Origin of the sequence: Dictyobacter alpinus, from assembly GCF_003967575.1 — a bacterium.
Classification (GTDB): Bacteria; Chloroflexota; Ktedonobacteria; order Ktedonobacterales; family Ktedonobacteraceae; genus Dictyobacter; species Dictyobacter alpinus.
In genome coordinates, this window is sequence record NZ_BIFT01000001.1 from 3343351 (window position 1) to 3366231 (window position 22881).

A 22881-nucleotide genomic window follows, 5' to 3' on the forward strand; every position below is an offset into this window, starting at 1 on the left:
TATATCACAGGTGTAGGACAGGTAGGATTATTTATGTTTGGAAGAAGGTAGCATTTTCTATGATCCCTTATGTGAGGCGTGAAAAGATTCTTGAAATTGTTAGTCAGAGAGAGATTATTTATATTCCGCAGTTGCTGGAGTTGTTGGAGGATACGTCTGAGTCTACGTTGCGTAGAGATTTGAAGATGCTGGCGGAAACTGGCTATATCACGTTGCTCCATGGTGGCGCGGCCAAACTGAAGGTTGGCTCGACGATAGATTTGCCGATTGATGATAAGTTGACGCTGCATCAGGATCGTAAAGAGAAGATTGCTAGCTATGCCGCTTCGCTGGTCGATGAGGGGGATGTTATCTATATGGATTCGAGTACGACCGTGCTGCCGATGATCAAGGATCTGCGGGGGAAAAAGATTACGATCGTGACGTCGAGTGCCAGTCTGCTGACGATGATTCATGATGAGGGCATCACCTGTATCGTGCTGGGTGGGGAGGTGGTGATGAATACAAGCTCGATTGTTGGCTCGATTACGGAAAGTCTCCTCTCTTCCATGTCCTTCGACAAGGCGTTTGTGGGGGCCAATGGCTTCTCTCGCCAGGGAGGCGTCAATACTCCTGATTATAGAGAGGCGCGTAAGAAACAGTTGGTAAAACAACAGAGTAAGGAGATGTTTCTCTTGATGGATAGCTCTAAGGCGGAGGTGACGACGTTCTGTAAGGTTTTTGAGCTTCAGGAATGCGCGATTATTACTGATGCCTATCATGAACTATTGGAAAACTTTGCGCAATATACGGTGGTGCCTGCGTCCTGATGTCATAGGAATAACGGAGGGAGTCGAGTATGAAGAAGATCTGTGTGATAGGAAGCTTTAATATAGATATTATTACGACCACTGACCGCCTGCCAACAGTAGGCGAAACGGTATTTAGTAATACCTTTGATGTCTTTGTGGGGGGCGGAAAAGGCGGCAATCAGGCGGTTGCGCTGGGTAAGTTAGGTGCTGATGTCAGGATGATCGGTAAACTGGGGGACCGCTTTTATGGGCCAAGCTATCTTGAGGTGCTGAAAGCTCATCATATACACTGCGATAGCGTCGAGATCGAGAAGGATATGTTTCCGGGTACGGCCGTGGTGGCGGTGGATAAACATGGCGATAACCTGTTATTTGTCTACTCGGGTGCCAATGAGAAGGTAGATATCCCGATGATTGAGCGCCATTGGGAGGCTATCGCGGCCTGCGACATCTTTCTCTTTCAATTGGAGATCCCTTTGGAGACCAACTTATATGCCATGAAAAAGCTGAAGGCATTGAAGAAGACGCTGATCCTTGATCCTGCTCCCACAACCTACTATCACAAGGACATGCTGGAATATGTAGACTATGTGACCCCGAATGAGACGGAACTGGCACAACTGACTGGTATAGCGATCGAGCATCCTGACGACTTTCAAACGGCCTCTCTGTTCCTGGTAGGGAAGGGGGCCAGTACCGTCATTGCCAAGGCCGGCAAACACGGCGCGTATCTGTGTACAGCGGCTAGCTTTGAGCATATCAAGGGCTACACGGTCAATGTGGTCGACACAACGGCGGCCGGGGATTCTTTTAATGCCGGTTTTGCCTATGCGCTGGCTCAAGGTGAAAGTACGCTCGCCAGTATCAAGTTCGCGAACGCGGTGGCGGCACTCTCAACCACGGTGGTGGGTGCCCAGAACGGGATGCCGACACTGGAACAGGTGCGGGCATTCCTGACCACCCAGGGAGTATAGCGAGGGCGCGAAATCATGGATAGGACAGTTTTTAGAAAAAGGGAGAGCAGAACATGGATGTTACAGGTTTACTCTATTCGCAAATTGGCTATGATCTGAAAGATCCTATGCGAGCACTGATCCGTAGCACCAATCCTGCCTATGTACCTGAGGGCGCGCTCTTTGAGATTATCGATAATACCACGGGTAGGGTTGTACTACAAAAAAAGGTCAGCTATTGGGGAGAGCTCTGGCGGAGTACATGGTGGGAGCTGGATTTTTCAGAGCTGGATTGCGCGGGCGAATATCTGATTTGTGTCAAAGTCGGTACCGATGAACTATGTAAGAGTGAGCCCATTAAAGTAGCCAGAAATCTGCTGTGGGATGAGACCATCCAGACGGTCGCACTTGAACAGCTGGAGGAGCGGGCCCGCCTGGCTCGCAATCAGCGCGGCTGGAAGGATTGTGGCTCGGAATGGCGTGAACTCAATAGCCATGCCACCTGCGTCATTGGATTGTGCGATCTGATGAATACAGGCTTCCACTGGCTGAGCGCGCCTGATGTCGAACGGCTGGCCAGACAGTTGATGGTTGGCTGCGACTACATCGCGTCCTGTCAGGATAAAGCTGAACGGATCGGCCTGCCAAAGGGAGCCATCATCCATGAGATTCCTAATCATATGCTGGTGATACCCGGAGATGTGGCGCAATCCGTGGTGGCGTTAACACGTACCTCAAGACTGATCAGCGAGATCGATCCTGAGCGGAGCGATGCCTATCTTCAACGCGCCACCATGGCTTTTGAGTATCTCTTGCACACGCAACCAGCGGGACCGGAAGGATTTTCTCATCTCAATCATGGCGCGCCCGCCAATTTCCAGGTGCCCGATGAATGGATGACCAGAGATTTGTTGATGATGATCTGGGGAGGCGTTGAACTCTGGGCCTCGGGGATCTTACAGTACAAAGACGCGGTCATCCAGATGGCGCAACAGGTCCTCCAGAGACAGGTGCCAGCGGAGCGGCCTGAAGGAGACTTCTATGGCCATTTCTATACGTTCGAGCACTGTGATTTTACTGAAAAAGCCAATATCCACCATCATGTCGGCCACGATACCGGAGGAACGTTTCCCTCCTATCTTGTCGGGCTGATCGAAATGACCAAACGCTGGTATGACCATCCAGATGTCTCGCGATGGCGTGAGGCCATCAAGAATTTTGCCTATGGCTATTTTCTGCCGGCCTGTAGTCAAAATCCTTTCTATCTTTTGCCGGAGGGATATTTCAAGGACCAGGGACTACTGGTCTTTTGTGGACCCTGGCATGGCATCAATACCTCGATCGCCTTTGCCTCTACACTGGCCACAAAGCTAGAGGCGTTTACCGGTGATCGAGCCTTCAGAAATATCGCCGTGGGGAATATCCAGTGGATCGCGGGCCTGCATGCCGGGATCACGCAACAGTCCTTCGACGGCTGTACGTTCTGGCGGGACGAGATAGAGCCTGGCGTGGCCCTCCCCTATAGTCAGATCTATGGGATCGGGACACGCTATACGGGCTGCTGGGCCGAGATCAAGGGGAGTATTCCCAATGGTTTCTCGGTCAATCCGCAATTTAAACTGGCCGTCGAGCCGACCCGCGAGGCCGATGGTCCATGGCTCTTCACCGATGAAGACTGGATTCCCCATAGCGCGGGCTGGGTGAGCGCACTGACCATGCTACGCGAGAACAAGGTCTATAGCGACGGCTTGAAGTAAGAGAATGTTGTTATGTTATTTTCAGGAAAATAAAGAGGATGTTATGAGTCAGATCCAGATTAATCGCCATATTGATCAGATAAATCGCTACCTTGATCATGCAGTCTTAAAACCTGAGTTGACCCATACGGAAGCTATTGACGCCATCAAACTCGGCGTCGAGTATAAGGTGCGTACCGTCTGTGTCAGGCCATGCGATATCGAACTGGCCCTCGACCTGTGCGCGGGCAGCGAGACCGACGTCTGCTGTGTCCTGGGCTTTCCACATGGCGTACTGCCAGCCGTGCTTAAAGCCGAGGAGGCAAAGCACTACGTCACATTGGGCGTCAAAGAGATCGATATGGTCGTCAACTACAGCTACATCAGGTCCGCGCTCTGGAAAGAGGTTGAAGAAGATATACAGGCGGTCCACGCCATCACCAGTCCCGCCGGGGTCGTGCTCAAAGTCATCCTTGAAACCAGCATGCTCACCCTGGACCAGATCACACAGGCCACCACCAGCGCGCAGCGTGTCGGAGCAGACTTCGTCAAGACCTCCACCGGCTTTAATGGTCCTGGAGCCACGGAAGAGGCGGTAACGGCCATGCTCGAAGCCGCCCAGGGAAAGATCAAGGTAAAAGCATCCGGTGGCGTGCGCGACACACAGAAGGCCCTACGCTTTATCGCCATGGGCTGCCAGCGCCTGGGCGTCAATTATACGTCTACAGCCGCGATCTGCGACGGCATCACTGAGGAGAGTACCAGCACACCAACACATGAATACTAATAGCACCCACACATTCCTAAAAAAAAGAGCTCCCCATAATGGGAAGCTCTTTTCTGTTGGTTTCGTGTGAATAAACGGTATGGACCGCTCACCGACTAACCCACGCTACCGGACATCTCCAACTGGATCAGGCGGTTCAGTTCAACGGCATATTCCATTGGGAGCTCTTTGGTGATTGGCTCAATGAAACCGTTGACGATGAGTGAGTAGGCCTCGGACTCATCCAGACCACGGCTCATCAGGTAGAAGAGCTGATCTTCGCCGACTTTGGAGACGGTGGCCTCGTGGCCGATCTCGGTCTGGTTCTCTTCAACGCGGATGGTTGGATAGGTATCTGTTCGAGCGTTCTCATCCAACAAGAGTGCGTCACAACGGACACTTGACTTGGTGTGATGCGCGCCTGGATTGATACGGACCAGTCCACGATAGGAGGAACGACCTGTGCCCTTTGAAACCGACTTCGACAGGATCTGTGAGGTCGTGTGTGGGGCCAGGTGGGTGATCTTCGCGCCGGCATCCTGATGCATGCCATCGTTCGCGAAGGCGACCGACAACACATCACCACGGGCGCCTGGCTCCATCAAGAGGACGGCCGGATACTTCATGGTGACTTTGGATCCCAGGTTGCCATCAACCCATTCCATGGTGGCGTCGCGATACGCGGCCGCACGCTTGGTGACCAGGTTGTACACGTTCTTGGACCAGTTCTGGATGGTCGTGTAACGAACACGGGCACCTTCCATGGCTTTAATCTCTACAACGGCACTGTGCAGGCTATCACTGGTATAGCTTGGTGCGGTACAACCCTCAACATAATGTACATACGAACCTGGCTCGGCGATAATCAGCGTACGCTCGAACTGGCCCATATTCTGAGCATTAATGCGGAAGTATGCCTGGAGAGGCACCTCAACACGCACGTTCCGTGGCACATAGACGAAGCTACCACCACTCCAGACCGCGCTATTCAAGGATGCGAACTTATTATCAGAAGGTGGAATGATCGAACCAAAGTGCTCTTTAATGATATCTGGATATTCACGCAGAGCGGTATCCATATCAGTGAAGATAACACCGAGCTTCTCAAGATCCTCGCGCACCTTGTGATAGACGGCCTCACTCTCATACTGGGCCGTCACACCGGCCAGATACTTCTGCTCAGCCTGAGGAATACCGAGGCGATCAAAGGTATCTTTAATTTCTGGGGGAATATCATCCCAGTTCTTGCCCTGCTGAGCGACCGGCTTAATATAATAAAAGATATTGTCGAAATCAATACCCGACAGATCAGCTCCCCAGGTGGGCATTGGACGCTTCTCATAGAGATCGAGGCTCTTGAGGCGGAAGTCTCGCATCCAACTGGGTTCGCCCTTCATCTCGGAAATCTGTTCGACGACCTTGCGGGTCAGTCCACGCTCGGACTTGTATGTATAATTTTCTTTTACATGGAACCCAGCACTGTAGTTACCCTGTTCCAATTCAAATGCTTGACTCATGACTCACTCCACTTGCTGGCTGATTCTATCTGAGTACAAAGAAAGCCGCTTGCTTTCCTGGTTATTTAATCCTTACTTCTGAACTCGGATTTAATTGTTATTATAGGTGCTTTTTTCAGCTATGTCAAGGCGGAACACGCTCTCACTGAGCCGTATCCCCCTGCTTTGAGCTCAATCTGCCCCTTCTACCACCCCATATCATCGGCGCTGAAGAGAGCCAGAGCGGCACGATGAAGCTATGAGGATATGCGCAGAGGAGGCCCGTGATGATAATCGCTAGTATAGCACAAAGGAGCGCAGACCAAAACCACCCGTGCGGCGAGTCGCCAGGCGCAACCACCAGCCAAAAATCATGACGAAAAGTACTTGACAGTACACAATCATCCTTGTTATGATGAAACACACAGGATGACCCTCATCCTACATTGCACGCGCCCATAGCTCAGTGGATAGAGCAACCGCCTTCTAAGCGGTTGGCCGCAGGTTCGAACCCTGCTGGGCGCGCTTTTTTATGGATCCCCCTGTTAATCCACGTCACATTGGTTAGTTATTGGTCTCACAACTTTTTATGCATATCCTTATGTCGACTATATCCACTTCTTTTTTCACACCCATCCACACGTTAACGTGTTTCAGGCTCAACGTCCTTATGGGTAACGGTCAGATAGCCTACGAGGATCACGATCAACGCGGTCAGGACCAGGCTGACGACGCCGGTTCCGATGCCGATACCGCCCTGGTCAGGTGCTTTGCCGAGCCAGTCTGCGAATGAGGCTCCGAGCGGCCTGGTAAGGATGTAGGCGAGCCAGAAGGCGAGGATTTCGTTGAGCCCGAGGAGCCAGTAGGCGAGCGCGGGTAGAGCGATCAGGATGGCGAACAGGATGCCTGAGGATAGGTACCCCAGACTGGTGTTTGTCGCCGTCAGGTCGCCTGCGGCGGTGCCGAGCGCGAAGGTTGCGATGACGGTGGCCCAGTAAAAGAGTTCGCGGCGACGTGTGTAGATGCTATGGATGGATAAGGTTTTCTCGCTTTTATACCAGACGGCAAAGATGATGGCCAGGGCAATCAGGAATAAGGCGGTTGATGCAATATAGGGGACTCCGAATCCAACGTGCAGGACGTCGGCGGCCATGGTGCCGAAGACGGCGACCATGACGACGGCTAGCCAGTAGACCCATGGTATATAGCGGCGTACCCAGAACTGCAGGACCAGGGCGGCGACCAGACCGATGCCTCCGATGGCGACCGCGATGATTGGATCAAGCTGATGCGCTAAATAGTCTGAGGTTACCTCTCCCATGGCGGTGGTCAGTAATTTGATGATCCAGAAAAAGACGGTGATCTCTGGCACCTTTTTCAGAGCGCGCATGGCGGGATTGACAGGTTGAGCGGCACTCCTGCCAGCGGCCGCTCCGTCGGACATATTGGCTTCAGTATCTGTAACTGATTGGCGTTGTAAGATAGTTTTACGCATAGATGTATTTACTCCTCTCTATAAACAATAAAATTTTATGGTTAAAATGAAATGAATTTTGACAAAGGTACTAGCAAGCGGCCTGATAATAGCGCTTGCTCCCGCGCATATTCAGGAGATGAAAAGGAGGTAGGTGGCGACTCTCCGCGAGTGCCATCTACCTCCTCAAGGTGTTGTCGTTTCCTGGGATCTACCGTCGCTCTTCCACCAGCATATTAGTTGGTAAGGGACAGTTCGGCTGTTTTCACTTTGCGTTTGCCAAGATAGGCGTTGACGCTGGCGACTTTGATCTTGTTGCTTTCGTCGGTGACGAGGATGCCTTGACTGCGTAGCTCGCGGATCCGGCGCTCTGAGAGTGAAAGGGCTTCAGCGGCTTCGGCGACGCTCATGGGTTTGCGCCGGGTCAGTTTTCCGGTCGCTGACGATATTTTAGACATCGAGGCTGTATCACCGCTGGGCAGATAGGGCTGCATATCATCTTCAGTCAGGAAGGTGCCAACATCTTCGCCACCTGCCCAGGCCGGGAGAAATACGTCACTGGCCTGGCTGGCTGGACTCAATTCGTTGATTGGCTGGCCGGCTGTGGTATCCTGCTGCGCCTCACCCGCATACTCGTTAACATCTATGGATAGTGGTTCGGTGATCAGGCTCTGCTCGTCTTCATGCTGAGTGATCGGCTCTTCATTGGAAACAAATTCACTGATCTGCTCATACTCATTCGCAGGTAGCGGTGTGGTGATCACTGGCTCAAGCTGGGGAAGTTCGGGGAGCGCGCCATGGGCAGCTGACCGCTCATCTGCCTGTGGCTCGGCGATCTGGTTGATAACGTGCTGCGGAGCGCTCGTGAGATCCTCTACAGACTGTTCCGCGACGATGTCAGGTTCGATAGCCGGGGTTAACTGTTGCGCGGCGCTGGCGACCTTTACCTGCTGATTTTCGGCTGGGTCTGTGGTTAAGACTTCGTTGACCGCTTCACGGGCCTCGATGGCGGTCTTTTTGACGCGTTGAATGATGCTCGGCTGTTTTGTGCGGGCTCGATATTCAGCCAGGCGCACCTGTTGCGCTTCCAGCATCTCCAGCTCATCGACTTCGGCGGCCAGTTGGGCGGCGGTCTTATTTTTGGAGCTGAAGAATTCCGCGACCACCGAGTAGGCAAGATTCAAGAAGGCGAAGGATGAGGCCAGGATGGGATTAAGCATTCTCAATGTATCGTTGACGCGCAGGTCATTGCCCTGGAAGGTCATGGCGTATTCCCAGTTGACAAACCAGCTAAAGGCGGTCAATGCGACGATGAAGATCCAGGTAAATCCCTGGGCATACCAGGGCATATTGCCACGGAAAAACATGACACCGACGGTAAGGACCAGCGCTGTGAGGTCAATACTTACTGCCAGGGTGTACGGATTCACCCAATCGTTAGGGTCTGCTTCAAAATTGTGGAAGAATGTGGCGACGTGTCTGATGGATGCCGCCAGGAAAGCGATATACGCAAAAATAAAGATGACGCGAATAATAACACGAAAAGCGCCTTGCCAGTTCATCGGTGGTCCTCTCTCTGTAATAAAACGTGTGTTCAAGCCCTTCTATCCTACCAGCTAGATGCAATGCTCTTCTACTCCCTTGGATGTAATCGGCGGCGATTACGTTAACATCTGCAATCATCTGAATTCCCAACCAGAGAAACTATACCATGTTTTTCGAGCTTGGACAGCAAAAAATAGGGGCTAAAATGGGCCTGAGTTACCGTCTCAGGACGAATTAATCGTATTTTGTCGCCATTTGTAAATTTGTTCTCGAATAGCCTGAAGGTCATTGTTGACACTCCCCCTCCTCCCGCCTTCGGCGGGAGAGTGGGAGTGGTCGGGGGCACCCCGAACCCCGGCAGGAGGGCCTCGCCGGCCCTCCTGCACCTCCCGCTTTTTCGCCGGGGATGTGGTCTGGCGGGGGCGTCACTGCACCTCCCGCTTTCTTGCCAGGATGTGGTCTGGCGGTGGGTCTCGCCGGATCTTCTGCTCCTTTCGCTTTGTTGCTGTTGTCCTCATCTCTGGTTTTATCGGCTGATGTGGATGAGGGTGTTCCATAGTGGGCTTTTGTTGCTGGCACTGATGGCGTTGAGGGTGAGGTCGTTGACGGAGGCGATGTAGACGATGCCGCCGTCTATGTGGACGATAAAGCTGATGATTGAGGATTGGTCTTTGCCGCGCTGGGATGTAGCGTAGTGCCAGATGGGTTTGCCGGTGTGGGCGTTGAGGGTGTCGACGACGCCAGCTGAGAATGAGTTGACGTAGACGGTGCCGGCGTTGATGCGGATGTCGGGGTCGAGGTAGCCGGTTTCGTAATGCCAGAGGAGTTGGCCGGTCTCTACCCGTAGTGCGCTGATGCTGCTATGGGCGCTCACATAGACAATTCCGTCCTGGATGTCGGTGGTGGAGACATAGCCATAGCTGTAGTGCCAGAGGAACGCTCCATCCCTACCGCGCAGGACTTCAATCTGATTATCTTTCCCTTGATCGTAGATGTCCAGGTAGATGCGGCCATCGACGATGCGCGCTACGTTGGCGTTTGGGGGGAGGGTCTGTCGCCAGAGCTGCCGGTGATCTGAGAGTTGGAGCGTAAACATGATACTATTGGCCTGGACGACGTATGCCAGTCCGTTCTCAATCTGGATGGAGCGGAGATAGACGTCCAGCATGGTATAATTCGCGACTGTCTGGCCGTCCTGCGGCCGTAGCGCCAGTAAGTTCCAGCCGAGATGGCTGTTAGCAAAGGTATAGATCAGGCCCGCATCTACTTGCAGGAAGCTGCCGACGCGGGTACGGCTCCAGAGTTGTTTGCCTGTGTTTACATCATAGGCCGTGAGCTGCTCGCCATCGGACACATAGACTTGCTGCGCTAGCGTTCCGACTACCGTGGCCTCATTCCCTAGCTGCCGCTGCCATAATAGATGTCCGCTATGCGCATTCAATATGGCCAGAGAATAGGTACTGGTATAGATGTAGACATTATCGCCCGCAACGACGCCAAAGTCACGCACCGGCTGACTCACCTGCCACAGCGAATGGCCCGTCGTTGTCTGTAGCGCATACAGAAAACCATTATCCCCGGTATAGGATGGAGATTCTTTCACCAGTCTAACATCCCCTATTGTCAGCATTGATACCCGTGGGGGTGTCTGTGCCACCACGGTGGGGCGTGGCGCAGGTGTCGCCGCCGGCGGAGTAGCGCGTGTAATCGCCACCAGAGACGCTACAGCGGGCCAGAACAGGACCAGGGCCACTACGGCACCAATAGCAGTCAACACCCCCAGCCACAGCCGGCTACGCCGCGAAAAGGCCCCACTACCCGAGCGGGCCACATCATCGGGCGCATCCAGATCTACAATCTCAATATCATCATCGTCCCGCATCCCTGCACCTCCTTTCTCTCACGTAACATCGGCCGCACGGGCCGAAATTACGTTGGTTAACACTATTTCATACCCAATCATGATCATGACCAGGAGCTTTCACAGAGAGCGAGGAGACGGCAACCCGCAAGGGGATTGCCCTACACCTATCGCTTTTCTTGTTACATTATCTCGAAGATAATATTCTGTTTATCACCTCACCTGCATAATAAAATCACCTGGAAATGACTATTGTAGGGCAATCCCCTTGCGGGTTGCCGTCTCCTCGCCTCACGTCAAGGTTCCGGATCATGATCATGATCGCCACCTCCTCACGCTTTGCTTGGTGGATCAATACGATTATATTTAGTTATTACATGCATAAAAACATTACATGCAAAATATTGGCCGCACGGGCCGAAACTACGTTGGTTATCGTTATTCATGATAGGTAAGTGGCGTCTGCCAGAGTTGGGCCGTCTGGGGAATACTCAGGGCACGCAGGGAAAGGTTGTTCTTGACGACAAGATACAGGACACTATCCTCAATACGCACCACGGATGCCGGTTGACTGGCTGGTTTATTGTTGGTGCTAAAGACAGCATAATGCCAGAGGAGCTGGCCACTTCTGGCATCCATGGCATTGATGACCCCATCCTGGATAGAACTGGCATAGACGATATTATTATGGAGCTGGATCTCTGGCTGCGTGATGCTTGTCCCATAGCTCCAGATCATCTGGCCGTTGCGCGTAGAAAGGACTGCGACTCCCTGGGGGAGTTGGACATAGGTCCTATCCTGTTGAACACTGACCAGTGCGAGTCCTGTCTGCTGGAAGTTCCAGGCGGGCGCACCAGTCCGGCCATCGAGGACATCCAGGCGTTCATGACCGGCAAGTTCAAGATAGACACGGCCAGCCACAACCTGCGCGACAATATCCCCTGGCCTCAATTGTAACTGCCATAACGGCTGCTCGGTCCCCACGCGTACGACTACGAGCAGATTATTCATGCCTGAAATATAGACAATGTCTTTGTCCATGGCCAGCGACTGTGGGACCAGCGGCAAGGTATATTGCCAGACAATTTTTCCGTCGCTGGCATGTAATGCCTGGAGAATGCTCACGGCCCGGCTATAGACATGTACCACATAGACCATGCCCGCGCCAAACTGCATCAGCCGACCGACAGTGGCGGCTTTCCATTGCAGCGAGCCGTCGGCGATATGATAGACAGCCAGATCCAGGCGACTATTCTGTACATAAATCAAGCCGTCGCGCACTCCTACCACGATAGAGCCGGCTGGCAGGTCGCGTTTCCAGACCAGAGAGCCGTCACGCTCACTAATACCGTTGAGCGAGTTATCGGTCTCCTGCACCCATAGTTTGCCGTCCTCGACTCCCATGGCCAGGATCGTGGGCTGCGATTCCCAGCGCATCTGGCCGGTAGTGCGTGAGAGCGCCACAATCCTACCCGCCGCGTTCTGCACCTGGGGGGCCGTACGCACAATGATCAGATCTCCGAGGGAGGCCGTCGTGACCATAGAGAAACCCGGAACGTCCGCTGCTGGCTGTTCCTTATCAACCGCGCCAACGGTCGACACTGGCGTTGGAGCGCCCGCGAATAGTTGCCGCGAGACAAACGCCAGATTCGGGCCCAGCACCACCAGTCCAATTACCGCCACCAGCAGCGTCAGGAACAACAAATAGCGGCTCAGGCGGCGCGAGAAACGTTGTCCTTGCAAAACATGTGACCATGGCCAGACACGTCCCTTCCCCTCCTCACCCTCCAGATCCATGATCTCGAACTCATCATCAAATAGATCCTGCTCTTCATCATTATGCACACGGCACCTCTCAAGGGCGATCCAACATGCTCGTAACACATTCTTCCTATAAATAAGTCTAATAGCAGCAGCCCCATTTTGTAAAGCGTTGCCCGGCAGGCTTGCGTGTGAAGCAGCGTTGATTAACTTGAATCAATATGCTATACTAAGAAATCCTTAGTGCTGCTAGCACTATACCAAATTCGTCGATATTCGAAACATGTACGCCTGAAAGATGTCATTTGCTGCTCGATAGTTAGATATGCAATTGGTACGCCCTGTACTAAAGTGCGCATCTCCCTCGAAAAGGAGACCAGCTATGGTTGAACATTCAGCATCGGTTATCGTCAAAGCTCCAGTGCATCAAGTCTATGAACTCTTCACACATTTCAATGATTTTCCAAAATTCATGAGCTTTGTGAAGGAGGTTACCTATCATGATACTCAACGGAGCCATTGGGTAGTCAAAGTCGTAGGACAATATGAGTGGGACGCGGTCAACGAGGATTGGATTCCTGATCAGCAGGTTGGCTGGCGTTCAACGCGCGGCATGAAGAATGCCGGGCGCGTCAAGTTCCGCCCACTTGGTCCTGAGCGTACCAGTGTGGATGTCTATCTTCGCTACACACCGCCAACCGGCCCTCTCGGGGGCCTGGGTGAGAGTCTGGGTATTAATGCCTATTTTGATTCGATCCTACAAAAAGATCTACAGCATTTTGCCAGGATGGTCGAAGAGGCACCTGCCGGTGCACTTGATCCCATGTCCTCACATTATCTTTTCCATCAGGAAAGTTCAGCTCAGAAGGGTGATATTACTCCACGCCAGCGGGCCGCCATGGCGCACGATCCTATGATGAGTCCGGACGCGATGACCGCACGGCAACAGAAGTTGAGTCAGGAGCAAGAACGACGCAAATTACTCCAGGCTGAGCGCGAGGCTGAGCGACAAAAGCAACGTGAACGCGAACGCCAGATTCAACAGGAACGTGAAACCATCCTGGCACGTGAGTCGATTAAGAGACGTCAGGAGGAGGCTGAGCGCGCGGTCGCACAACAGAAGGCCGAAACCACTCCGCTTGATCCCAAACATAGCTATGCCGCCTGGGCGCGTGGCCTGGGTGATCGCGACGGCACCCGTGTGCGCAATCCCGATATCGGCCAGGATCCTATGACTGCACGTCGGCAGGCCAGGCCGGGCATCATCGCGAAACCACAACCAACCGAGTAGCAGTTCGCGCCAGGAGAACCTTTTTGGCCGCTGGTCCGTGTACATGATAGATATCATTGCACCATGCGGTCGTAGTAGTCGCTATCCTGGTAAATGTATGTGACCGGGCAACTCTCGCCACATCTGATCCAAACAGAGATAGAAGGCAGCAGAGTAAGGCCTGGTCACTTTGTTTTCTCCTATCCATCAGGAAGACACGCTCGTCTGGCTGGCAAACATATCTGGTATGTGGGCAAAGGAGGAGAAAATATGTCCGAACATCATGCATCAGTAACAGTTAACGCTCCACTTCAACAGGTCTATGCGTTCTTTACGCATTTTAATGATTTTCCAAAATTTATGAGCTTCGTGAAAGAAGTCACCTATCTGGATGAGCAGCGTAGCCATTGGGTGGCGCAGGTTGCCGGTACCCAGGAATGGGATGCCGTCAATGAAAATTGGATTCCCAATCAGCAGATCGGCTGGCGCTCAACCAGCGGCCTGGAAAACACTGGGAGTGTCCGTTTTGAGGCGCAGGGCGCGGATCGTACCCTGGTAGATGTCTTTATCTCATATACACCACCCGCTGGTGTCCTGGGCAAGATTGTTGATGCCCTGGGGGTCGAGGCCCGCTTTGAAACGGTGCTACAGCAGGATCTTGAGCATTTCGCGCAAATGGTTGAAAAGGCACCGGCAGGAGCGCTGGATCCAATGCAATCGCATTACCTCTTCCATGATGAGAGCGCGGTCACGCGCAACGCCACGACGGCCCGTCAATCACAGACCATGGAGAACGATCCGATGATGAGTCAGCAGTCTCTCCAGTCACGTGAGCAAGCTATCCAGCAGGAAGCGGCTCGTACGCAGGATCAATGGCAGCAGCAGCAGGCGGCCACGGAACAGCAACAGGCCCGTGAGCAGGCGGCAGCGCAGCAACAGTCCGAGGCACTCCAGGCCCAGGCCGAGCGTGATCGGGTGGCGGCAAACACCACACCGGACCAGTCACAAACGGCGCAACAACGTGATTTGGATCCTGTCCTTGACACCCTCGGTGGTCGCAATGCCTCCATGGATCGTAGCCCCATCGGTGACCAGGACGGCACTAGCCGTTATCCTCATTACCAGGAAGATCCGATGCTGGCCCGCTCACCAGCACAACTCCGAGGTTCACAAGAACCCGGCGTCGAAGAAATCCAGGAAGAATCACCGTGGAATGCCCATATACGTGGTACAACCCCGGTCGAAGAGACTCCCGAGGAACGAGCACGCCGTCAAGAAAACGCATAAGCTTCTTTATAGAAAAGACAGGACCTGTCCCTATAGTTGGGGACAGGTCCTGTCTTTTTCGATGCTCTGGATCGGCTATGCCAGCGGCAACATAAACCAGAAGGTTGAGCCTTCACCAACGGTACTGTCAACACCGATCTGGCCATTATGCAGCTCAATGATGGTATGGCAGATATACAAACCCAGGCCGAGGCTCATCCCCGAACCACTACGGATCCTGATACCTGGTACGCGATAGAAGCGTTCCCAGAGGCGTTTACGCTCATCTTCCGGCAGGCCAGGACCCTTATCATGGACCGAGACACGAGCATATGTGTCCTGTAGTTGAATATCAACATCCACCGTAGTATCCTCGTCTGAGTATTTGAGGGCATTGGTAAGAAAATTCGTGATCACCTGACCAATACGGTCGGCATCGGCCTGGATCGGAATCGATAGCTCAGGGGATACATTATGCAGCAGGATCGTTCGACGCGGTACAGAGAAACGTTGGTCTTCTACCGCCTCACGCGTAATCGCCGCCAGATCGCATTCCGCAATATTTAACTCCAGGCGATTGGCCTGAATACGTGAGACATCCAATAGATCGCTCACCAGACGATTCTGGATCCGCACCTGGCGCTCCGCACGACTCAGTAACTCCTGAATCAATGCAAGCTTATCCTCATAATCCGGCGGCCCACCCTCGGGTCTACTCAATCCTCTGACACGCCTCATGGCCAATTGAATATTGCCATTGATCGTAGTCATTGGCGTGCGCAATTCATGGCTGGCAATACTTAAAAACTCATCCATCCGCCGATTATCTTCAACGTAACGCATCTCCAGTCGCTTCCGTTGTGTAATATCGTGCAGCACAATCACCGCCCCGATCACATTTCCATAACTATCACGCAGCGGCGCCCCGGTAATATCAGCCTGAATCTCACGACCATCCATCGTAAAAAAGGTAATATCCGGTGCATTTTCACTGGTAATCACCTCACCACGGAGCGCGCGCCTCGCCGGCCACAACTCCTCAGGTAGAGGAACCCCATGCTCATCACTCAAACGCACCAGTTGACCACGCTCTTGTAGCGACTGATTATCATACTCCAATGGGTGTTCTATACCCATTAGTTGATAGAACGCCCGGTTAGCACGCACAATCTTACCCGAAGGCGCATAAACGGCCAGAGCATCCTTAATCGTCTCAAATATCGCCTCCAGTACCACCAGACGCTCATACACAGGCGCATCTTTATCCTCCGCCGTATGTGCTACTTGATCCTGCTGCAGACGCTCCAGCTTTTGCTGACCATGTGCCAAAGCCTGCTCGCGTTCCTGCTCTAACTCAGTCACCCTTGTCCGTAACATAGCCAATTCATTTAGAAGTTCTTGATCCGTACGCACTGAACCGCTCAACACTCATCTCCTTATCGGGGAGTATAATCAATATCTACATGCCATAGGCTACGCATCGCAAAAAAAGAATATACGGCAAGGCCTCTCTCTTTAAATAGCACATCTGCAAGCCGGGAGGAATAGTCTACCTGATCAGATTTACCGAAAAAATAGCTGTTCTATATTTACCATTATACATCATCCTCAACCATATCCATATATATCTTTCCTGATATGGATACAGGGCGATTTGATTTTCCCCATCCTACCAAACAGGACGCCTGCTTTTCGTGTTACTATAGTAGGAGCACTAGTCAAACACTAAAGGAGGACACAATGTCCACGCATAAATCCGCTAGGCAGGCTCCGGTGCGAGCAGCAATCATTGGCTATGGATTGGCTGGCTCGGTCTTTCACGCACCGCTTATCGATGCCACACCTGGTATGCAGGTAGCAGCCATCGTAACCAGTAATCCCGAGCGGCAGCAGAACGCACGCAAGCGTTATCCCCAGGCCAATATCCTGGCCACGGTCGAGGAACTCTGGCAGGACGCGCAGAGCTATGATCTGGCAGTAGTGGCAACCTCAAATGATACCCATGTCTCTCTGGGCATAGCGGCCATGCAGGCTGGCCTACCGGTAGTAGTAGATAAACCCATGGCGGCAACCGTGGCCGATGCGGAAAAACTGCTCACAGCCAGTCAGCAGAGCGGCAAGCTCCTGACCATATTTCAAAATCGGCGCTGGGATAATGATTTCCTGACCGTCCAGAAGATACTCTCCGCCCGACTCTTAGGACCCCTGACACGCTTTGAGTCCCGCTTTGAGCGCTATCGGCCCGCGCCACGTGCCGGTGCCTGGCGCGAATCATCTGATCCCAAACTGGCAGGCGGCCAACTCTATGATCTGGGCAGCCACCTGATCGATCAGGCCCTCTACTTATTTGGCAAGCCTGAACGCGTCTACGCAGAGATGGCACAGCGGCGGCCAGGAGCCCAGGTTGATGATGATAGCTTTGTCGCCCTACACTTCCCCAGCGGCATCAGCGCCCATCTATGGATGAGCCAGGTAGCCCGCATCTCAGGTCAGCGCATGCGTGTCAGCGGCCTACGTGGCACCTATGAAAAATGGGGACTCGACCCACAGGAAGATGCACTCCGCGCCGGCAAACAGCCAGGACAGCCCGGCTGGGGTAGCGAACCACGCGACCTCTGGGGTCGTCTCTCCACCGACCTCACCGATGATAACATCCATCTAGATGGACCCATTGAGACCGAGCCAGGAGCATATGAGAAATACTATGCCCAGGTCCGCGACGCCATCACACACGGCGCAAAAGTTCCGGTCGACCCACAATCAGTCATCGAAGTCATCCGTGTCATCGAAGCCGCCCAGACCAGCGCCCGCGAAGGCCGCACCATCACCCTGCCGTAGCGGCAGGGCTTGCCCCTGCTGCCTGTCCACGTACGAAATGTTTCTTAAACACGTATTTGTGTGAAGGCGAGCAGCTTCAGGCGCGTGCGGCGTATTGTTTGTGCATAGTTGTACGTGAGCTGGAGCAGGGGCAAGCCCTGCCGTTACGAATGTATGGATGGATTGGTTGAGACATAGCCGGCATACCATTGTTCTACCGCTTGCAGGAACGCTACACCATGGGTAAAAACGTCCAGTGCATCCTCTATCCCGGATTCGCGACTATAGTAGCTATTCAGACACTGATAAAAACGCCGGATATTGCTACCCATAGGTGTATGCAATGGGAGCAGATTGAGGGCCGACATCTTAGGAAGTTGCCAGATCGCCAGTGCCTGCTGGGACTGGAGGGTCAGGACACTATACAGGATGGGCCAGACATCGGTACAGAGATAACGCAGATTGCGCTCCAGCCGCCCACCACCATGTTCTAACATATCACCTGAGAGTTTAGCAATAATCTGCGGAATACGCTCAATGCTACGTTTTGAGCCCTGGATAAGTTGCTCGTCCGTCGCCTCCGGCACCGCTAGCCGACCATAGATCAGATGATAGGCACCAGGAATCGGCCCGACCAATCCCTCCTGTAATGTTTCACGTGGAGCCTTTACGTACGCCTGGATATACTGGAACGGAGCAGGATCAATAACAGCCAGGTCGCGCTGGATCGCCATACTCTGTTCAATTGGCAACTGTCCATTCTTCTCTAAAGCTGCCGCCTGCACATATAGCTGAAAATCCAGATCACTACAGCCAGGAATCAGCCCGCCCTTCAAGGCCGAGCCATGGATCAGGATGCCGATACACGAAGCTTGTAAGTGTTTCCAATAAACCTGGGTCGCCGCCAGAGCGACCGGACGAGCCTCTGGAAGTAAGGGAGTTACATCAAACACGTCTCCACCCCTTTCCCATTACGGAACCACAACGATCAATTAAGCAATATCAATCCAATAGCGCAACTTCTTAATGCGCGAGCCTTCAATAAAGACGGCATTCTCAAACTGCCCACCATTATATTCAATCACTTTTTTAGAGCCGATATTGGTCTCATCACACGTCACTAACGCCCTGGTAATCCCTAACTCCAGAGCCTTCTGTAAGCCTAGATGCAAAATCTGTTTTCCATAACCTCGACGCCGCCATGAGGGCCGGATCTGATAACCAATATGCCCACCCACCTTCAACAAAAAGGCATTTAACTCATGGCGCACCGTCAGATTCCCCACATACACCTCTTGTCCCTGTTCATCCACCTCCACCAGCCAGTAGCGAGTTGCGGGCACATAATCAGGAGGAAACGAAGCCCGCTGATACTGAGTCGTCAGTCGCCGCACATACTCTTCAAAGTGAGTAGAAAGAGCACGCAAATCCTCTTGTAGAAAGCTCCCCTCATCTTGAAATTCCCGCAACCCCTCCAGGAAACTTTCCTTATAACGAACTGTCGGCTCAATTAAAAACAACATCAGCAATCCTCTCGCTACCACAGGCTACAGCGACCGCTCAAACAATCGTATACCAACCCGCACTGGCCATCATAGAGCACCTGGCCCGCTCAATATATGTACGCCTTCCCAGTATATATTCCAACGGCATCATTGTATAGGTAGGTTCATTTCCTCACTGAGCAAACCATCCTGAATATGTATAAGGCGGTCAGCGCTATTAAAGACCACAGGATCGTGGGTGGCGATCAACAAACCGATGTTTTCTTCGTGGGACAGCGTACGCAGCAGTTGGGTAATGTCACGTCCAGTCAGGGAGTCCAGATTACCAGTAGGCTCGTCGGCAACCATAAAGCGCGGCTTATGCACCAGGGCCCGGGCCAGCGCGACACGTTGCTGCTCACCACCGGATAACTCCATACCACGGTGTTTGGCGCGTTTCCCTAATCCAACCCGCTCCAGGGCCTCGCTAGCCTGTTTGTTCCGCTGGGCCGAAGCCATCTTGGAGAGGCGTAGGGGGATCTCGACGTTCTCTAAGGCGGTCAGTGAAGGAAAGAGATGGGCGTTCTGGAACATCATACCGATACTCTCACGGCGCAGGCGCGCACGCTCGGTCTCATTCATCTTCAACAGATCCTTACCCAGAATATGGACACTCCCACTGGTCGGACTATCCAGCCCGATCAAAATATTGAGCAGGGTTGTCTTACCAGAGCCGGAACGGCCACGTAAGGCCACAAATTCACTCGGCTTGATCAGCAGATCAATGCCACGTAACGCATGTACGACACCGCCACCGGACGGATAGTCCCGTGTAATCCCGCTCGCCCGTACAATAGCCTCGGTTGCGATTGCTGTATCCATTATTTCAGCTCCTTGCCATTCTGACCATTCATTGTCGACAATACACCATGGCCATTACTGCCGTTGCCATTAACCTGATCCAGAATCGGCCAGAGCTCAACATGATCATCCACAATACGAACTTCCGCACGCCCATTAAATGCCAGGGTCTCAATGGCCTCTTTAGGTAGTTGCAACCGGCCCGCACGATCAATCAGGATCGATTCACGGTGCGTCTTGGAGGAGAGTCCAATCACAGCACTAGCAGCCGGCATATGCGCCTCTACATTCTCCAGCATCGTCTCACGGCGCACCGTCTCCGTGCTGGTCCGACCATCACGGATCGCGATAGTTCGATCTACGGCCGCCGCGATAGTCGCATCATGGGTAACCGTAATAATTGTCAGGCCCAATTCGCTATTCAGGCGACGGAACAGACTAAAAATCTCACCCGCCGTTGTAGAATCCAGTTCGCCCGTAGGTTCATCGGCCAGCAGGATTCTAGGATCATTAGAGAGTGCGACGGCAATCGCGGTACGCTGCTGCTCACCACCGGAGAGTTGACCGGGCTTCTTAAGTTCTTTACCACCCAACCCCACCAATTCCAGCAATTCACGTGCCCGTTTGGAGCGTTGGGAAGAGCCAACCCCACTCAGCATTTGTGGTAGCTCCACATTCGCCTGAGCACTTAATTCCGGCAAAAGATTCCGTCCACTCTGCTGCCAGATCTGACCAACCACATGACGGCGATAATTGATACGTTGCGCCTGCGTCAAACGCGTCAGATCGTTACCATCCACAATACCACTACCAGCACTTGGTATATCCAGACCACTCAGAATGTTCAGCAAAGTACTTTTTCCTGAACCTGAAGCACCAACGATCGCCATGACCTCGCCAGCCGTCACCTCCAGATCGAGACCCTGTAAAGCCACCACCTCCAGATCAGCAACCTTATATATTTTCACCAGGTTATCGCATAGCACAATAGAGTCGGGCATACTAACTCCTTTTTATCTTTAAAACCGAGCGGATAAAAAATAGTCTCTCATGTAGTAATGCATAGAAATACCACAATGTTTTCCCATAGATGATCATTTTACTTATTTTACTTGATCCTGTCTATATAGCTCCACCCTGCTCCTCTCCATAGCAAACAGCTTTTCACAAAGCCGGGCACACAAAAAACTATGAGTCATCCCTAATTTTTCAAAAGAAGGGCTAGGCAAAAAAGAAGGGCTAGGCAAAATGGATCTCGTCATTTAGACTGTTGAATATGAAAAGCAAACAATCACTAAATGAGGAGATCCATCGTTATTATGTCAGAATTGTCAGAAACCTTCAAACGCTTGGAACAAGATCCGCAGGGGGGATCACAGCATCTGCTTCAGTTGCTTGAACAGTTTTTGCAGCCTTTTTTGCTCAGGCTCGATGATGTCTTGGACAAACGGTTGGTGCGCACCTTGCTGCAATGCCTGGTCGCCATCATCCGCTTGCGCAATAACCCGCAAGCCCTGTGGATAAGTGAACTTGGATCCTATCTGCAAGGCTATGATGGCTACGCATGTAGTGCTACCGCAGGCACCAAGCGGGTCGGAAAGCTGTTGCGATCCGTGAAGTGGACGGTAGGACTCATTGACCACTATCTGCTGGAAAAAGCGGATGAGGAGGTACGCACCCTCAAAGAGCAATGCAAGCGGATCCTCTGCATCTGGGATGGAAGTGTGCTGGAGAAAGCCGAAAGCGAAAAGTTGGAAGGACTCTGCCCGGTTCTCTCGAGTAAAGCCAAGAGGCGGCAGCGGACAAAGCGGGGCTTCGTGTTCAATTGGCCTGCTGCTCGTCCGGTCAGGGTCATGGGAATGCAGTGGAATGCTGCACTCATTGTCGGAATGCAAGGGCTTCCTCATCTGGCAGTCACGAAGTGGTGGTCAACCAAAGGCGTCTTTGCCACCAGGCTCCGAGATGCGGAAGAAGAGGGATTGCGGATCTGTGTCAGGAAATGGGGTTCTTTGCTGGTTCATGTCTTTGATCGCGGCTATGCCTCAGGATATTGGCTGCGCGTGCTCGCCAAGTATCGGGCCCGTTTCATTATCCGCTGGGTCAAACATCACGTGTTTCTGACACTGGCCGGAGAGGAAAAGAAGCTGTGGCAAATTGGCCAGGGGAAGAAGTATCGCGCGCACAAAGAGATCTGGGATGGCAGAACGGGAGAAAAGATGGCCTGTGATCTGTGGTGGACAGCCCTTCGCCATCCTCAGACGCACGAACCATTGTTTCTCGTGAAAGCGCGGGTCAAAAAAGGCATCATGTATTTGATCACCAATGAGCCAGTCCACACCGAAGAGCAAGCATGGGATGTGTTCTTCAGTTATCGTCGGAGATGGCAAATTGAGGTGAGTTTTCGCTATGCGAAATGTGAATTGGCCTTGGAATGTCCTCGGTTGTGGTCGTTAGAAGCTCGACTCAAGTTGCTTGGTATGGTCATGCTCGTCTATGCCTTCCTGCTTTCCTTGCTTGATCCGAGGCATCACGAACTCGTGCAAGCGCTCTTGCGCTTCCGATGTCACCGAACCGGAAAGCGGTGCCTGCACGTGCAGGCACCACTCTATCGGATCCGATGGGCACTCAGTCGCTTGTGGAACGATGACCGTCCCCGCTTCGGTTGTTTCCTCCCACCTTCTGATGATCCCCTCACGGTTTGCTCACTCATCCGAGACCTTGAGCGATTTCAGAAAAATTGGGGATGACTCATGTGTCGCATATCCAAGCTATTTATGACGGTTATTTCTTTGTCGGTTTA

General features: G+C 52.7%; 18 protein-coding genes and 1 tRNA gene. 9 read left to right on the plus strand and 10 right to left on the minus strand.

What is annotated here, in order from left to right:
* The first annotated feature begins 59 nt into the window (after positions 1 to 59).
* The 4 genes from EL633_RS13315 to deoC are packed head-to-tail and all read left to right on the plus strand — an operon-like array spanning position 60 to position 4267.
* A complete protein-coding gene (locus EL633_RS13315; protein WP_126627650.1) occupies positions 60 to 809 on the plus strand; it encodes a DeoR/GlpR family DNA-binding transcription regulator in 750 nt (249 codons plus the stop codon).
* Between the two features lie 29 nt (positions 810 to 838).
* Positions 839 to 1765, plus strand: coding sequence for a ribokinase (gene rbsK / locus EL633_RS13320; RefSeq protein ID WP_126627651.1), 927 nt, complete (start codon positions 839 to 841; stop codon positions 1763 to 1765).
* 53 nt (positions 1766 to 1818) lie between these two features.
* Entirely contained in the window at positions 1819 to 3501 is a 1683-nt protein-coding gene (locus tag EL633_RS13325) for an early set domain-containing protein (RefSeq protein ID WP_126627652.1), read from the plus strand.
* Positions 3502 to 3544: 43 nt separating this feature from the next.
* Positions 3545 to 4267, plus strand: a complete 723-nt coding sequence (gene deoC / locus EL633_RS13330) for a deoxyribose-phosphate aldolase (RefSeq protein ID WP_126627653.1) — start codon at positions 3545 to 3547, stop codon at positions 4265 to 4267.
* Positions 4268 to 4362: 95 nt separating this feature from the next.
* Here the strand turns inward: deoC and sufB are convergent, their stop codons facing one another.
* On the minus strand, positions 4363 to 5763 hold the full coding sequence (gene sufB / locus EL633_RS13335; protein ID WP_126627654.1) for a Fe-S cluster assembly protein SufB: 1401 nt from the start codon (positions 5761 to 5763) through the stop codon (positions 4363 to 4365).
* A 431-nt stretch (positions 5764 to 6194) separates the two neighbouring features.
* Between sufB and EL633_RS13340 the strand changes: the two genes are divergently transcribed.
* Positions 6195 to 6267, plus strand: a tRNA-Arg gene (locus EL633_RS13340).
* A gap of 118 nt (positions 6268 to 6385) precedes the next feature.
* Here the strand turns inward: EL633_RS13340 and EL633_RS13345 are convergent.
* The 4 genes from EL633_RS13345 to EL633_RS13360 form a co-directional block, all read right to left on the minus strand.
* A complete protein-coding gene (locus tag EL633_RS13345; RefSeq protein ID WP_371865560.1) occupies positions 6386 to 7132 on the minus strand; it encodes a COG4705 family protein in 747 nt (248 codons plus the stop codon).
* A gap of 320 nt (positions 7133 to 7452) precedes the next feature.
* Positions 7453 to 8814, minus strand: a complete 1362-nt coding sequence (locus EL633_RS13350) for a helix-turn-helix domain-containing protein (RefSeq protein WP_126627656.1) — start codon at positions 8812 to 8814, stop codon at positions 7453 to 7455.
* Positions 8815 to 9287: 473 nt separating this feature from the next.
* Positions 9288 to 10643 carry an outer membrane protein assembly factor BamB family protein gene (locus EL633_RS13355; protein WP_126627657.1) on the minus strand — a complete coding sequence of 452 codons (1356 nt, stop codon included), beginning with the start codon at positions 10641 to 10643 and terminating at the stop codon, positions 9288 to 9290.
* A gap of 417 nt (positions 10644 to 11060) precedes the next feature.
* Positions 11061 to 12467: an outer membrane protein assembly factor BamB family protein gene (locus EL633_RS13360; protein WP_126627658.1), complete on the minus strand. Its 1407-nt coding sequence runs from the start codon at positions 12465 to 12467 to the stop codon at positions 11061 to 11063.
* 298 nt (positions 12468 to 12765) lie between these two features.
* On the opposite strand from EL633_RS13360, the gene EL633_RS13365 reads away from it, so the two are divergent.
* On the plus strand, positions 12766 to 13674 hold the full coding sequence (locus EL633_RS13365; RefSeq protein WP_161982127.1) for an SRPBCC family protein: 909 nt from the start codon (positions 12766 to 12768) through the stop codon (positions 13672 to 13674).
* Between the two features lie 249 nt (positions 13675 to 13923).
* A complete protein-coding gene (locus EL633_RS13370; protein WP_161982128.1) occupies positions 13924 to 14940 on the plus strand; it encodes an SRPBCC family protein in 1017 nt (338 codons plus the stop codon).
* Between the two features lie 75 nt (positions 14941 to 15015).
* On the opposite strand, the gene EL633_RS13375 is transcribed toward EL633_RS13370, so the two are convergent.
* Complete coding sequence (locus tag EL633_RS13375; RefSeq protein WP_126627661.1) at positions 15016 to 16344, minus strand: sensor histidine kinase; 1329 nt, start codon at positions 16342 to 16344, stop codon at positions 15016 to 15018.
* 315 nt (positions 16345 to 16659) lie between these two features.
* On the opposite strand from EL633_RS13375, the gene EL633_RS13380 reads away from it, so the two are divergent.
* On the plus strand, positions 16660 to 17757 hold the full coding sequence (locus EL633_RS13380) for a Gfo/Idh/MocA family oxidoreductase (protein ID WP_126627662.1): 1098 nt from the start codon (positions 16660 to 16662) through the stop codon (positions 17755 to 17757).
* 143 nt (positions 17758 to 17900) lie between these two features.
* Here EL633_RS13380 and EL633_RS13385 read toward each other — a convergent pair whose 3' ends face one another.
* The 4 genes from EL633_RS13385 to EL633_RS13400 all read right to left on the minus strand — a co-directional run bounded on the left by EL633_RS13385 (position 17901) and on the right by EL633_RS13400 (position 21082).
* A complete protein-coding gene (locus tag EL633_RS13385) occupies positions 17901 to 18689 on the minus strand; it encodes a hypothetical protein (RefSeq protein ID WP_126627663.1) in 789 nt (262 codons plus the stop codon).
* A 39-nt stretch (positions 18690 to 18728) separates the two neighbouring features.
* A complete protein-coding gene (locus EL633_RS13390) occupies positions 18729 to 19259 on the minus strand; it encodes a GNAT family N-acetyltransferase (protein WP_126627664.1) in 531 nt (176 codons plus the stop codon).
* A 129-nt stretch (positions 19260 to 19388) separates the two neighbouring features.
* Positions 19389 to 20102, minus strand: coding sequence for an ABC transporter ATP-binding protein (locus EL633_RS13395; protein ID WP_126627665.1), 714 nt, complete (start codon positions 20100 to 20102; stop codon positions 19389 to 19391).
* Positions 20102 to 21082: an ABC transporter ATP-binding protein gene (locus tag EL633_RS13400; protein WP_126627666.1), complete on the minus strand. Its 981-nt coding sequence runs from the start codon at positions 21080 to 21082 to the stop codon at positions 20102 to 20104. Before EL633_RS13400 ends, EL633_RS13395 begins: the two co-directional genes overlap by 1 nt.
* A gap of 318 nt (positions 21083 to 21400) precedes the next feature.
* On the opposite strand from EL633_RS13400, the gene EL633_RS13405 reads away from it, so the two are divergent.
* A complete protein-coding gene (locus EL633_RS13405) occupies positions 21401 to 22828 on the plus strand; it encodes a hypothetical protein (RefSeq protein ID WP_126627667.1) in 1428 nt (475 codons plus the stop codon).
* Positions 22829 to 22881 lie beyond the last annotated feature (53 nt).